At 70.7% G+C, this 13,759-nt stretch carries 8 protein-coding genes and 2 pseudogenes; 3 read left to right on the top strand and 7 right to left on the bottom strand.

The annotated features are described in order from the left end of the window. Positions 1 to 392 precede the first annotated feature (392 nt). Positions 393 to 1,352, top strand: coding sequence for a formylglycine-generating enzyme family protein (locus ACF1B9_RS29325; protein WP_391745439.1), 960 nt, complete (start codon positions 393 to 395; stop codon positions 1,350 to 1,352). Positions 1,353 to 1,423: 71 nt separating this feature from the next. Then, a complete protein-coding gene (locus tag ACF1B9_RS29320) occupies positions 1,424 to 2,002 on the top strand; it encodes a helix-turn-helix transcriptional regulator (RefSeq protein ID WP_391745441.1) in 579 nt (192 codons plus the stop codon). A gap of 27 nt (positions 2,003 to 2,029) precedes the next feature. On the opposite strand, the gene ACF1B9_RS29315 is transcribed toward ACF1B9_RS29320, so the two are convergent. From ACF1B9_RS29315 to ACF1B9_RS29300, 4 genes and pseudogenes are all read right to left on the bottom strand, one after another. Beyond that, entirely contained in the window at positions 2,030 to 3,706 is a 1,677-nt protein-coding gene (locus tag ACF1B9_RS29315) for an FAD-binding dehydrogenase (RefSeq protein WP_391745552.1), read from the bottom strand. Positions 3,707 to 3,868: 162 nt separating this feature from the next. Continuing rightward, positions 3,869 to 6,163, bottom strand: a pseudogene (locus ACF1B9_RS29310) (beta-glucosidase); the annotation flags it as partial. 206 nt (positions 6,164 to 6,369) lie between these two features. Then, a complete protein-coding gene (locus tag ACF1B9_RS29305; protein ID WP_391745443.1) occupies positions 6,370 to 7,836 on the bottom strand; it encodes a sulfatase-like hydrolase/transferase in 1,467 nt (488 codons plus the stop codon). Positions 7,837 to 7,892: 56 nt separating this feature from the next. Beyond that, positions 7,893 to 9,188: an MFS transporter gene (locus ACF1B9_RS29300; protein ID WP_391745444.1), complete on the bottom strand. Its 1,296-nt coding sequence runs from the start codon at positions 9,186 to 9,188 to the stop codon at positions 7,893 to 7,895. 292 nt (positions 9,189 to 9,480) lie between these two features. On the opposite strand from ACF1B9_RS29300, the gene ACF1B9_RS29295 reads away from it, so the two are divergent. Continuing rightward, positions 9,481 to 10,488, top strand: a complete 1,008-nt coding sequence (locus ACF1B9_RS29295) for a LacI family DNA-binding transcriptional regulator (protein WP_391745445.1) — start codon at positions 9,481 to 9,483, stop codon at positions 10,486 to 10,488. A gap of 386 nt (positions 10,489 to 10,874) precedes the next feature. Here ACF1B9_RS29295 and ACF1B9_RS29290 read toward each other — a convergent pair. The 3 genes and pseudogenes from ACF1B9_RS29290 to ACF1B9_RS29280 all read right to left on the bottom strand — a co-directional run. After that, positions 10,875 to 11,570 (bottom strand): annotated as a pseudogene (locus tag ACF1B9_RS29290) (PP2C family protein-serine/threonine phosphatase); the annotation flags it as partial. 28 nt (positions 11,571 to 11,598) lie between these two features. Then, complete coding sequence (locus ACF1B9_RS29285) at positions 11,599 to 11,793, bottom strand: hypothetical protein (protein ID WP_391745447.1); 195 nt, start codon at positions 11,791 to 11,793, stop codon at positions 11,599 to 11,601. Positions 11,794 to 12,142: 349 nt separating this feature from the next. Further along, on the bottom strand, positions 12,143 to 12,712 hold the full coding sequence (locus ACF1B9_RS29280) for a DJ-1/PfpI/YhbO family deglycase/protease (RefSeq protein WP_391745448.1): 570 nt from the start codon (positions 12,710 to 12,712) through the stop codon (positions 12,143 to 12,145). Between the last annotated feature and the right edge of the window lie 1,047 nt (positions 12,713 to 13,759).

Below are 13,759 nucleotides of genomic sequence, written 5' to 3'. Positions count from 1 at the left end.
GGGCTCGGTGACCAGTGGGATGGCGTTCGCATCAGTGAGCTGTGAGCGTTTGACGCCTTGCTTGGCCCGGTGACGGGGCTCTTGCCCGCGCACTCGCCGCCCGAGGGGCCCTGGTCCTGCAGCCGTCGGGGTAGGAGGCGAGCGCGGCCAGGCGTAGGGCCTCGCCCGCGGCGACCGCTAACCACTCGTCAGGGCGCCTGCGCAGGCTGTTTGGGTGCGTGCGTCCAGTCCGCACCGTAGGGCGGCAGGAAGCGGCGGTCGAGCGTGTCGAATATGACCACGACGGCCTTCATGGGGGGGCGCCCCTTCCCTTGGCTGATCTTCCATGGCTATGTAACTTGGAACATAACTGCCAGGAGCGGAAGAACTGATTCCCGGAAGGAGCAGACCTCATGAGCCACGACGTGCCGCCCCCCGCCCCCTGCTGCACACCCTCGGCCGGGCGGCCGTCCGTGCCGCTGCTGCCGCCGCGCAGCTCGCCGCCGCGCAGGGAGGTCTCCTCGGACGGAATGGTGGCGCTGCCCGGCGGCGAGTTCCTGATGGGGTCCGACGACAGCGAGGGGTTCCCCGCCGACGGTGAAGGGCCGGTACGGGTGGTGCGGCTGAAGCCGTTCAGCATGGACGCCTGCGCGGTGACCAACGAGCAGTTCTCTCTCTTCGTCGCCGACGCCGGACACGTCACCGACGCCGAGCGGTTCGGCTGGTCGTACGTCTTCGCCGGCTTCCTGCCCGCCGCGCTGCGCCGAGGGGCCCCGCGCCCCGAGCAGACCCCCTGGTGGTGCGCCGTGCGGGGGGCGACCTGGCGGCACCCCGAAGGGCCGGGCAGCGACCTCGCCAACCGCGGCGACCACCCGGTGGTCCATGTGACCTGGAACGACGCCGCCGCGTACGCGGGCTGGGCCGGCAAGCGGCTGCCCACCGAGGCCGAGTGGGAGTACGCGGCACGCGGCGGCCTGGAGCAGAAGCGCTATCCGTGGGGGGACGAGTTGGACCCCGACGGCGTACAACGCTGCAACATCTGGCGCGGCACCTTCCCGTCGAAGAACACCGCCACCGACGGCTACCGAGGCACGGCTTCCGTGGACTCCTTCGAGCCGAACGGCTTCGGGCTGTACAACATGGCGGGCAACGTGTGGGAATGGTGCGCCGACTGGTGGACCACCGGCCACCCCGCCACGCGCCCCCTCGCTGCCCCGCAAGGGCCGGCGTCCGGGGAGGCGAAAGTCATCCGTGGCGGCTCGCACATGTGCCACCGCTCGTACTGCAACCGTTACCGCGTCGCAGCCCGCAGCGCCAACACCCCGGACAGCTCCAGCGGTCACGCGGGATTCCGCTGCGTCGTGTCAGGGTGAGGAGTCTTGACGGCGCTCAGCGCCGGGGCGAATCTGAGCCTCATAAGTTCCAGCGAACATAGGCGGCGTGGATGCACCTCGACTACGTGATCCTGGGGGCGCTCACGCTGCGCCGTCTCTCCGGCTATGACCTGCGCCGGTGGATGGACGGTCCCGGCCGCTACATCGGCTATGACGTCCAGCTGCCGCAGATCTACCGCCGGCTCGGCAGGCTGGTCGAGCGGGGCTGGGTCGCCTTCGAGGTCGATGCGCGCGAGGGGCGTCCCGACGCCAAGGTGTACCGGCTCACCGAGCAGGGCCGCGAGGCCCTGCTGGAGTGGGCGCGCTCACCGTTCGAACCGTCTCCGCGCCCCATGGATCCCGACTTCAAACTGCGCTTCGTCTTCGCCGGGCAGCTCGACCCCGAGATCGCCCTCGACGTGGTCCGCACCGAGCTGGCGTACCGGCTCGAACACCGCACGCTCGCGCCGGCCTCGCCGTTTCCCGACCCGTACGATCCGCAGATTCCGGAGCTGGACGCCGGCTGGGCCAGTGAGATCCACATCATGGCCCATGAGCACGGGTACGCGTACGGCGCCTCCTACATCGCCTGGCTCAAGCTCACCCAGGCACGCCTTGAGAGGCATCTGGAAGCGCGCCGCAACGGCTGACCCGGCCCCGCAGGCGCGCCGTCGCGGTCACGCTCCTGTCTGAAGGGCTGCCGCGCGGCCGGCCTGGCGACCGGTGAAGAGGCAGCCGCCGAGGAAGGTTCCTTCCAGGGCGTTGTATCCGTGGGCGCCGCCGCCTCCGAAGCCGGCCACCTCGCCGGCGGCGTAGAGACCCTCGACGGGCCGGCCGTCGTGGCCGAGGGCGCGGGAGTCGAGGTCGGTCTGGATGCCGCCGAGGGTTTTGCGGGTCAGGACGTGGAGCTTCACGCCGATGAGGGGGCCGGCGGCGGGGTCGAGGAGGCGGTGTGGGGCGGCGGCGCGGCCGAGGCGGTCTCCGAGGTAGCGGCGGGCGTTGCGGATGCCCTGGACCTGGGCGTCCTTGCTGAAGGGATTGGCGATCTGCAGGTCGCGGGCCTCGATCTGACGTCGGATCGCCGCAGGGTCGAGCAGGGGTTCGTCGGTCAGGCGGTTCATTCCGGCGACGAGGTCGTCGAGGGTGTCGGCGACGACGAAGTCCTCGCCGTGGCGCTTGAACGCCTCCACGGGCGCCGGTGCACCCTTGCCGAGCAGGCGGGTGCGGAGGAAGGCTGCGCGGTCCTTGCCGGTGATGTCGGGGTTCTGCTCCGACCCGGACAGGGCGAACTCCTTCTCGATGATTTTCTGGGTGAGGATGAACCAGGAGTGGTCGTGGGCGGCGATGTCCCGTGTGGTGCGCAGGTGCCGGAGCGTGCCGAGGGTGTCGTAGCCGGGCAGGCATGGGTCCGGCAGGCGCCGGCCGAGGGCGTCGAACCACATCGGGGACGGTCCGGGCAGGATGCGGATGCCGTGGCCGGGCCAGACAGGGTCCCAGTTGCGTAGGCCCTCGGTGTAGTGCCACATGCGGTCGCGGTTGACCAGTCGCACGCCGGCCGCGGCGCTGATGTCGAGCATGCGTCCGTCGACGTACGCGGGGACGCCGGTGACCATGTGGGCGGGAGGGGTGCCGAGGCGGCCGGGCCAGTGACGGCGCACGAGGTCGTGGTTGGCGCCGATGCCACCGGTGGTGAGGACGACGGCCTGGGCGGTGAGTTCGAACTCGCCCACGACGGTGCGATTGGTGGCCGCCCCGCGCGGTGAGTCGTCCTCGGCGAGGCGTACGCCCCGTACGCCCTTGACGGTGCCGGACTCGACGAGGAGTTCGTCCACGCGGTGGCGGTGGTGGAAGGTGAGTTCGCCGTCGGCCGCCGCCTCCCGGGCGTGGCGGACGAAGGGCTCGACGACGCCGGGGCCGGTGCCCCAGGTGACGTGGAAGCGGGGCACGGAGTTGCCGTGTCCGTCGGCGCGGAGGTCGCCGCGTTCCGCCCAGCCGACGGTGGGCAGGAAGGACAGGCCGTGGCCCGTCAGCCACGAGCGCTTCTCGCCCGCGGCGAATTCGACGTAGGCGCGGGCCCAGCGGGCGGCCCAGGAGTCCTCGTCGTCGAGGCGGTCGAAGCGGGCACTGCCCTGCCAGTCGTTCCAGGCCAGGTCGAGAGAGTCCTTGACTCCCATGCGGCGTTGTTCCGGGGAGTCGACGAGGAAGAGTCCGCCGAACGACCAGTGCGCCTGGCCGCCGAGGTCGGCCGGGCCTTCCTGGTCGACGAGGGCGACGCGCCGTCCTTGTGAGGTGAGTTCGTGTGCGGCGACCAGGCCGGCGAGGCCGGCTCCGACGACGATGACGTCGGCGTCCATGGAACGTGTCTCCTTCTTCCGGCCTCGCCTCGGTGGGCGGGGCGGAGGGTGTGCTGTGGGACCGGGTGTCAGGTCCCGGTCCCACAGCGGTCGGTGGGCCGGTCTGCCGGCGATGTGCAGCTCGGTGGAGAGCGTGGGCGTGGCCGCGTCGTGCGCGGCGTGGACGGTGTAGCCGCCGGGGATCGTGGTCCAGGATCGGGAGGTGGTGTCCCAGATCCGGAACGCCCGCTCCGGCAGGGCGATGTCCACTTCGGACGTCTGGCCGGGGCCGGCGGTGACGGAGGCGAAGCCGGCCAGCCACCGTTCGGGGCGGGCGGGTCCGTCGGCCTGGGTGTGGTCCGCCGGGCTCACGTAGATCTGAACGACGGTGCGGCCGTGGCGACGGCCGGTGTTGCGGGTCCGGACGCGTACGGTGCGGGCCTCGACGACCTCGATGTGCTCGTGCTTCCAGGTGGTGTAGCCGAGGCCGAAGCCGAAGGGGTACGCGGGCTCGCTGTCGTGGCGCTGCCAGGCCCGGTAGCCGATGAACCCCTCCTCGTCGTACCGCAGAACACCGTCCCGGGGGGTGACCTCGTGGACCGGGGTCTCGTCGAGGCGGCCGGGCCAGGTGGTGGGGAGCCGGCCGCCGGGTTCGGCGCGGCCGAGGAGGACGTCGGCGAGGGCCGTGCCGCCCTGCTCCCCGGGGAACCAGGTCAGCAGGATCGCGGCGACGTCGTTGCGCCAGGGCATCTCGACGGGTGCGCCCGCGTTGACCACGACGACGGTACGGGGGTTGGCGGCGGCGACGCGGGCGACGAGTTCGTCCTGCCGTCCCGGCAGGCGCAGACCGGCGCGGTCGAAGCCTTCGCTCTCCACGGTCTCCGTGGTGGCTACGACGACGATGGCGGTGTTCGCGGCCGCCACGGCGGCGACGGCCTCCTCGATCAGCTGGTCGTCCTCGCTGACGGGTTCGCGGTGGGCGAGTCCGAAGGTGACGCCCCGCAGGGAGCCGTACGTCATCTTCGGGTTCGAGGCCAGCAGGCTGACCTCGACGGGCACTTCGGCGGCGAGGTCCACGGCACCGCGCGGGACCGGGGGGCCGGTGATGGCGGCCAGCGGGTCGGCGTCGGCGGGCCGGTACACCCCGTCGTACAGCGTCGTGCCGCCGACGGTGAGACGGAAGGCTCCGAGGCCGCGGGTGCCGAACTCGTGCGGCCCGGCGGTCCTGGGGACGAACGTGCCGACGAGCTCGACGGAGTCCAGTGCGTCGAAGTCGGCGCCACCGGGCAGGGTCTCTGCCATCCACCGGATGCGTCCGTCGGGCAACGGCTGTTCGGCGAGCACGGTCCCGTCGGCGTCGCGGAGGATCGCGCGCAGGGTGAAGCCGTCGGTGGCGGGGGACAGTCCGTCGCTGAGGTCGGCGCCCCGGGCCCAGGTGAGGGGGACGCCCTCGGGCAGAGTGGCCCGCAGGCCCTGCAGCGGTGAGACGACCTCGCCGGGGAAGACGGTCGCGGAGCCGCCGCCCAGGATGCGGGCGTGGCGGGCGGCATGGCCGATGAGCGCGATGCCGCCGATGCCGGCCGGGTGCAGGGACAGGGGGCCGCCCATGCGGGTCGGGTCCAGGGGCAGGATCTGCCGTTCGTTGCGGAGTAGAACGAAGGACCGGGCGGCGATCTCGCGGGCGCACGCCACACCGTCGACAGGCGCGGGCCGGTGGGCGGCGGTGACGGCCGGCGCGACGCCGGCGAGGAGCCCGAGCCGGGCGGCGAGCAGCAGGACGCGGCGTACGGCGGCGTCGACGGTCGCCTCGGCGACCTTCCTCTCGCGTACGGCGGCGGCGAGGGCGGGCCCGAAGACGGTCTGCGGGCCGGGCATCGCCACGTCGAGGCCGCCTTCGATCGCTCGTACGGTGTCACGGGCGGCCAGCCAGTCCGAGACGACGACGCCGTCGTAGCCCCAGTGCTCGCGCAGCACGCCTACCTGCAGGTCGCGGTGTTCGGTCATCGTGGAGCCGTTGACCGAGTTGTACGCGGACATGATCAGCCACGGGTTCGCGGAGGCGGTGATCTCTTCGAAGGGGGCCAGGTACAGCTCCCGGAGCGTGCGCTCGTCGACGTGGTTGTCGACGGTGAAGCGCTCGGTCTCCGCGTCGTTGGCGACGAAGTGCTTGAGTGTGGCGGCGACACCGCTCTCTTGCACGCCGGTGACGTAGCCGGCGCCGATACGAGCGGTGAGCAGCGCGTCTTCGGAGTACGCCTCGAAGTGCCGTCCGCCCAGCGGGGAGCGGTGCAGGTTGATCGTCGGGGCGAGCAGCACGTGGACGCCCTTGCGGTGGGCCTCCTGCGCCAGGACGCGCCCTGCCCGCCGGGCGAGTTCCGGATCCCAGCTCGCGGCGAGCGCGGTCGGGCTGGGCAGCGTCAGCGACGGATCGTCCGGCGTCCAGCCGGAGCCACGCACGCCGACCGGCCCGTCGGACATGACGAGGGAGGCGAGTCCGATCTCGGGCAGCGCGGGCAGGGACCACAGATCCTGCCCGGCCAGCAGGCGGGCCTTGGTGTCGAGGTCGAGACGGGCGAGCGCCGCTTCGATCACGTCTCCGTAGGACGGGTCGTCCGCGTACCCGTCCTTGTATGCGTCGTCGGTGGTCACGTCAGCGGGGGTTGCCATGGTGGTGTGCTTCCTCATCAGGGCTGGGGCTCGTCGGGACGCGCGGCGGCTCCCGGGACGGGGAGGTCGACGGCCGGGAGCCGGGGATCTGTGCCGGTGGGGATGACGTCCGCGGTCTCGACCAGCCAGCGCAGCACCGCGTCGTGCATCCGCTGCTGGACCGCGGCGTGCTCGGGCCGGCCCGCGAGGTTGACCCGCTCGTGCGGGTCCTCGTCGCGCGCGTACAGCTCGGGCTCCTCGTACAGGCGCCACACGTACGTCCATCGCTGGTCGCGTACGGCGATGGCCTTGCCGACCAGGGTGGGGTCTTCGTGCTGGAGGGCGGCCTTGCGGTCGTAGGGGAAGGCCGCGTTCTCCAGCCGGGGTTCCTCGGCGACTGTGAAACCGCCCTCGGTGAAGGCGAATTCACGGTGCGGGGCCGACGGGTCCTTCAGGAGCGGGACCAGGCTGCGTCCGAAGTGGGCGTGCGGGGCTTCGACGTCGGCGAGTTCGAGGACGGTCGGCAGGATGTCGACGAGCTCCACCATCTCCTCGCAGACCTGGCCCTGGCCGAGTCCGAGGCCGGGGCCGCTGATGATGAGCGGGTCCCGGGTGATGCAGTCGTGCATTGCGGAGGGCCACTTCTCGATCAGCCCGTGGTCACCGAGGTATTCGCCGTGGTCGGCGAAGAACACCGTCACCGTGCTGTCCGCCGCGCCCGCGGCGGCGACACCCGCCATGACGCGCCCGAGGTGGTCGTCGAGGCGGGAGATCATCCCGTAGTAGGTGGCCACGACCTCGCGCCACTGCTCGGGGGTGACCTCGCCGAGTTCGTACCGATCGCGCAGGGCGGCCATGAACCGCGGCTCGCGCGCCGGATCGCCCGGTGGCGCGGGGTCGGGGACGGCCGCGCGGTCGGTCTGCGAGTACCAGGGGTCGGGGACCTGGAACGGGCAGTGCGGGGCGACGAGGGGAACGAACAGGACCCAGGGAGCCGAGGGAGGTTCGCGCAGCCATTCCTCGGCGGTGCGCACAGCGGCCTCGTCGGGGTCCACCCGGCCGTCGTCCGGGACCAGGCCGCGGTAGAAGAGCCGCGACCAGACGCCGTCGGGGTAGTCGCCGCCGAATCCGACGGTCGGGGCGACGGAGAAGCCGTACTCGTGCACGCTGGCCTCGGTGACGCCCGGGGCGAAGGTGTCGCCGCGGGCCCCGGCCCAGGTGACGTGGTAGCCGGCGTCCTTGAGGATTCTGAGCAGATTCGGCTCGTGCTCCTGGAGCAGGTGCGTCAGAGTGCGGTGGCCGGCGGTGTGCGGATACCAGCCGGTCAGGAACGAGGCGCGGCTCGGTGAGCACACCGGGTGCTGCACGTACGCCTGGTCGAACCGGGTGCCGCGAGCAGCGAGGGCGTCCATGTGCGGGGTACGGGCGTACGGGTTGCCGAACGCGCCGACGGCGTCCGCGCGCAGCTGGTCCGGCACGAAAATCACGAAGTTGGGACGGGACACGCGAGATCCTTTCTCTGGGAGAACGGGGAGAACAGGGAGAACGGGGAGACGGGGGCTCAGCGGACGGACCGGATGCGCTGGTTGCACAGGGCCCCGATGAGGCCGATGGCCGCTCCGGCGAGGAAGAAGGCCGCGTAGTTCTCGCCGCTGCCGATGGCGAGGAACAGCGGGGCAACCGCGGGGGCCACCGACTGCGGGAGCACCTGGGCCAGATGGAACACGCTCATGTCCTTGCCCGTGTCGGCGCGCGACGGCAGCACCTCGGCGACCAGGGCCAGGTCGACGGCGAGATAGCAGCCGCCGGCGATCCCCGCGACCGCGGTCGCCGCCAGATACCAGCCGAGGGACGGGGCGAACGCAGCCATCACGTGGGCGAGGGCGAGCACGACCGCCGAGAGGAGGACGAACGGCTTGCGTCGGCGCATCCGGTCCGACACCGCCCCGAAGACCACGCTGGCCAGGACCACGCACACGGCGTTGAGCAGCAGGACCTTGAAGACGACGCCTCCGATGGCGTCCTCGTCGTACCCGAAGCGGTCCATGAGGAAGTACGTCTGGTAGCTGCTGAGGGTCACGTTGCCGAACCCGACCAGGAAGCGGGACAGCCAGGCCCACGCGAAGTCGGGCGCCCGGCGGGGGCTGACCCAGTAGGCCCGCAGCCAGGTACGCCACGTCAGTGGCGGGCGCTCGGCGCGTGCGAGACGCCGGTCCGGCAGGACCCACAGCAGGACACCGGCGCCCACCAGGCACAGCAGGGCGGGGAGCAGGAGGGCCGCGGTCAGGTTGGGCAGCAGCGCCTGGACGAGGAAGGCTCCGCCTGCCACGCCCAGTTGGGTGGTCAGACCTGCCAGGGCGGTGACCCGGCCGAGCTGGGACGGGGGTACCTGGTCGGGGATGACGGGGTTGAGCCCGGCCAGCAGGATGTTGAACGTCAGCTGGGTCAGGGCCCAGGCGAAGACGAGCATCCCCGTGTTCGCCGCGGTGGCGAGCAGGACGAGGCTGATGGCGCCGGAGACGGCGCCGAGGGCGATCCACGGCCGTCGCATGCCGAAGCGGCTCGTCGTCCGGTCCGACAGCAGTCCGAAGATGTTCTGGCCGAGCAGCGCGACGACGGCGCCGACAGCAAGCACGAGGGACAGCACCGCCGCCTTGTCGTGGGGCGCGATCTGCTGGACCCGCAGCGCGAGCGTGATCTGGATGGCGGGCAGCAGCGCCAGCCAGGCGCCGAAGTAGGCACCGGCCAGAGCGGTGACGAATCCGACACCGACGCGCGGCTGCTCCGCCGCCAGCCCGGGACTCGCGGCAGCGGCCACGCCGCCGGTGGCGGGCGTTGCGGGTTCGACCGTGCCCATGCGGACACCTCCGTTGCTCGGCTGGGATCAGGGCGGGGGCAGGGCTCGGACAGCACGGAAGGGAGACACAAGCCCGATGGCAGCCCCGCCATGAGTGGACACGTGTCCACCTCGATGTGCGCGCCACACTGGCACGTCTACGGCGACCCGAACAAGAGGAGTAGGTGTGATTTCTTTTCTCGCCTCGTAAGATGACGGACACGTGATGGACACGTGTCCGGTCGGGTGGCCGTCCGATGCTGCCTCGACCGACTGTGTGCCGCCCGCCGTGACGAACAGGAGCCGACCGGACGTGAGCCCCGCCCAGCGCCGCCCGACGAGCGCCGATGTCGCCCGCCTCGCCGGGGTCTCCCGCACGACCGTGTCGTCGGTCCTGAACGACGACCGGGACCGGCCCATCAGCGACGAGACCCGGCGCCGGGTCCTCGCCGCCGTGCGGGAACTCGGCTACACCCCACATGCCTCGGCCAGGATGCTCCGGGCGGGCCGCAGCAACATCGTGCTGCTCCCGATGCCTCGCCTCCCACTCGCCCCCGCCCGCACCACCTACCTGGAGATCCTCGACCGCGAACTGACCGCGCGCGGGCTGACCCTGCTCATCCACGGCGATCGCGAGGCGAGCGGGTTTACCGGGGCGCGCCTGTGGGCCGAACACCGCCCCGCCGCCGTACTCGTCGCTGCCGACCGATGCCCCGAGGAGGCGGTGGCGCTCCTCCGCCGGGCAGGCGTCGACCACGTACTCCTCGAAGCCCGCCGCCCCCTGCCCTACGCGCCGACGATCATCGTGGACGGCGTGTCGGTGGCCGAACTCGCCGCCCAGTACCTCCTGGACCGAGGCCACCGCCGGCTCGCCTGCCTCGTCCCCGGCGGGGACATCGCCGAGCTCGCCCGCGACCGCTTCGACGCCGTGACGACCGTCGCGGGAAGAGCGGGCGTCCCAGTCCAGCGGGTCGACTGCGCACTCACGACCGACAGTCTCGCGGCGACGATCGACCTCTGGCGCGACCCCGGGCGAAGGCCGGACGCCGTGTACACGTACAACGACGAGTTCGGGCTCGTCCTTATCCAGGCCCTCACCGACGCGGGCCTTCGCGTACCGGAGGACATCGCCGTCATCGGCACCGACAACCACCCGCTCGGCGCCGCTCTCCGCCCGGCCCTCACCACGACCTACCTGGACCCCGTCGAAGGTGCGGCCGCGGTCGCGTCCTCCATCGAACGGCTCCTCGCGGGCGAGGAGCTCGACCCCGGCCTCGCCGAGATCGCCCGCCCGAGGATCGCCACGCGCAGCTCCGCGTGACCTGCCTGCGCGTGGCCTCGCAGGTCCTCACGCGCCGGGAGTCGGCCGACGGTCCCGACGCACGCGCCACAGCAACGACCCACCAGACCGACGCAAGCCGGAGAAGTGCTGCGGGTGACGATGTGTGAGTGGGGGTCCCGAGTGAGCGGAGGCGGAGGCCGCCGGGTGGGCACGGACATCAGGAAGACGGCCGCAAGGAAACGCAGCGACGGGCATCCAGTGAAGCGGTAGGCGCCATACCACCCTCTGCACGAGGTGGCGAACGAAGAGCTCGGTCCCGCCGTTGATGACTACCTGCCGCCTGCCACCCGCCGATGGCACAGGCGGGTACCCGCCGACCACGGTGATCGCGACTCTCCACACAATGCCGTTGCTTGAGAAGATCTTCACCCGTGCAGAGAGGCGAGGTGGTCGGCGGCGTCCCCGCGCCATTCGATCACGAAGACGGTCGCGTCATCACTGGTGCGCCCGCCGCGTTCCTGTTTCAGGGCCTGGGAGAGCCGAAGCGCCTCCGCCCGCATGCCTCCTTCCACGTGTTCAACTCGGTTTACGCAACGGATGAGCCGTTCCTCGCCGAACGGTTGGCCGGCTGCGTCACGTTCCTCGATCACACCGTCGGTGTAGCACAGCACCCGATCGCCACGTCGGAGCTGGAGCCGGCTGATGGAAGGGCATTCACCACCGAGGCCGACTGGCAGAGTGGACGGGCTCTCCAGCCGTTGGACAACCTGTCTTTGCCGGATCAGCAGCGGTACGGGGTGGCCCGCATTGACCCATTTGAACAGCCCGGTGGTGATGTCCAGATTCATCATCTGTGCGGTGACGAAATGTTCGGGCCCGAACTGTTCGGCGATGGCCTGGTCCATGTACAGGTACTTCTCGGCCAGGCTGATGCCGGCGCGTCTGGCATGCCGGTAGGCGCCGACGGCGACGGTCGCCATCGTGGCGGCGTCCAGACCGTGGCCCATCGCGTCGATCACGGCCGCGTGCAGGACGTTGTCGTTGAGGGCGTAGTCGAAGCTGTCGCCGGCGATGTCGTAGGCGGGCTCGACCGCCCCACCCACCGCGACCTGCGGCACGGACGCCTTCCCCTCTTGGTCTGACCGGCCGTCAGTCGTTCACCTTCGTGAGGCGTCCACCATCGCCCCAGAAGCGTTCGCTCACCTGATCATCGCCGCCGACACGGGACTCACCGGCCGTACAGGCTTCCATGACCGGTGAATCACTCAAACGGGGCCGACGGGATCGGACTGAGCCCTGAGCTTGTGTGAGCACCGCCGCGGCCGACGTGTCGATGGCGATCACGTCGGGCAGCGTCGTGGCGGGCGGCGGCGATCGCCATCGCGCCGGTCCCGGCATGTCGAGCAGTTCTCCAGGTACTGCAGGCAACCGCAGATGTGATCCCTCATGCTTTTCAGTGCGGGAGCCCCGACGTTCAGTGGCCACCTTCCGGCCTGTCCACCGGCGACCGGTCTTCGTCCTGGGAAGTGACCGTCGCGCCGGCGTCGGGTTCTTCTGAGGCAGGCTTCGAGGGCACGCGCCGCCGGACACTCGATTCCGCCCCCTTCCCCGAAAGCCACGGGGTGCTGCGTCGTGGCGTCCACGAGTCCTTACCCGTAAGCCGGAAGCCGCGTAACGGCAGGACCGGTCGCGTTCAGTGAGCACTTACGGCGAGCGCTGCATCGATCTCTTGGAGGAATGGCTCCAGATCACCTGGGTTGCGCGAGGTGATGAGGGTCCAGCCGTGAGAGTCGTCCTTGATGACCGGCTCGTCGGCCCATTCACCCCCGGCATTGCCGATGTCTGTCCTCAACGAGGGGTAAGAAGTGAGCCTCTTGCCTTCGATGACACCTGCCTCGACCAAGGCCCAGGGGCCGTGGCAGATGGCGGCTACGGGGCGCCCCGACGACGTGAAGGAGCGGACGATCTCCGTCGTCGAACCCTCCTGGCGCAGCGCATCGGCGTTCAACGTGCCACCTGGCACGAGCAGTAGATCGTAATCGGCAGGGTCGACGTCGCTCAAAGTAAGTTCGGGGCGGATGGGTTTTCCGGGAGCCTTGTCGCCGACCAGGGTCTGAATGTCGTCCGCCGACACGGCAGCGACGTCCACATCGGCGCCCCAGCCACGCAGGTGTTCGAGGGGAACCAGGATTTCATCCTGCTCGACGCCGTAGTTCGTGACGATTGCCAGCACCTTCCGCACACTCACGTCGTTGTCAGACATTCCCAGGGTCCTTTCTGGTTGGAATGGTCTGTCGGAAGTGGTTCGCTGCCGTGGGTTCCCCGAATGTTCGCGCTTATGCGGCCTCGCCAGGCCTCCCGGCCCGCGTGGACCGATCGGACCTGCGCCGCGCCGGAGCCGTGCCGGCATTCGGTACGGGGAAGTAAACATTCCAGCGCGGACTGGTCCGCTCACCGCTCAGCGCCGCACCGGCCGGTACGATCCAGGCTGCCACGCTTCCGACGCCCCGGAGCGCGACGCCGCCGTGCTCGTAGCAGACCTCGCAGCAGCCGGGCCGGGCGCAGGGCCACTCGAGTACCTCGCCGTAGAAGATGGCGGCCTCGAACATGTCTCCCGCCCGCAGTTCCAGCCGTCACGGTCGGTGTGCGCGCCAGGACTCCCGTCGGCGATCAGCTGCCCTTCCCCGATTTCGAAACGATTGCCCTCACGGTCCGCAGCCGGCACCCCGCGACCGAGGGGAAGGCGGGCCGGACCCACCGGGATGGTGCCAGGGGCCGGGACGGGCTGGGCGTGGAAATCATGAAGTTGTCTTGCGAAGTGGATACGACCCCGCCCATCATGCACGCTCGGCGCCTCCGGCGGCGAGCGTACAGCGGGCGGCCGAAGCGGGAAGCCACGGGCAGCTTGAGTGGACACAGCGACGCGCACCGGGCGAACTTCGGGGCGCGGTGGAAGCATGGTGGGGGAGGGCGCGTTCGACGGGCGCGTTCGACGCCCGTGACGAAGACCGACGCATGCAGTCGACAGTTCCTTCACAGCGGGGCCGCTGCTCTCGCTGCCGCGCTGGGACATCTCCGCCACCGTGCAGGACGAAGGGGCGAGCAGGCAGGAGCATGCACCGTGGCCATGTGAGGGCCTTGTGTCCCATTTGCGGATAGCTGCCCAATTCCTTTGCTGATGGTCTCTGTCCCCGTGTGAGATGCCGACTGCGGCGCCAGGACCCTGCATCGTTGTCACGGACCATTTCCGAAGCGACCTCGCTCACAACTTGCGGTGGGACCGCCGGGATGGTGCGAAGCAGCGATGCGA

The organism is Streptomyces sp. NPDC014727, from assembly GCF_043083485.1.
Taxonomy (GTDB): domain Bacteria; phylum Actinomycetota; class Actinomycetes; order Streptomycetales; family Streptomycetaceae; genus Streptomyces.
This window is presented reverse-complemented; position numbering and strand designations above follow the sequence as displayed.

Excerpts from the sequence above, each read along its gene's own strand:
- ACF1B9_RS29300 (WP_391745444.1), bottom strand. The coding sequence starts at position 9,188 with ATGGGCACGGTCGAACCCGCAACGCCCGCCACCGGCGGCGTGGCCGCT.
- ACF1B9_RS29315 (WP_391745552.1), bottom strand. The coding sequence starts at position 3,706 with ATGGACGCCGACGTCATCGTCGTCGGAGCCGGCCTCGCCGGCCTGGTC.
- ACF1B9_RS29320 (WP_391745441.1), top strand. The coding sequence starts at position 1,424 with ATGCACCTCGACTACGTGATCCTGGGGGCGCTCACGCTGCGCCGTCTC.
- ACF1B9_RS29325 (WP_391745439.1), top strand. The coding sequence starts at position 393 with ATGAGCCACGACGTGCCGCCCCCCGCCCCCTGCTGCACACCCTCGGCC.
- ACF1B9_RS29280 (WP_391745448.1), bottom strand. The coding sequence starts at position 12,712 with ATGTCTGACAACGACGTGAGTGTGCGGAAGGTGCTGGCAATCGTCACG.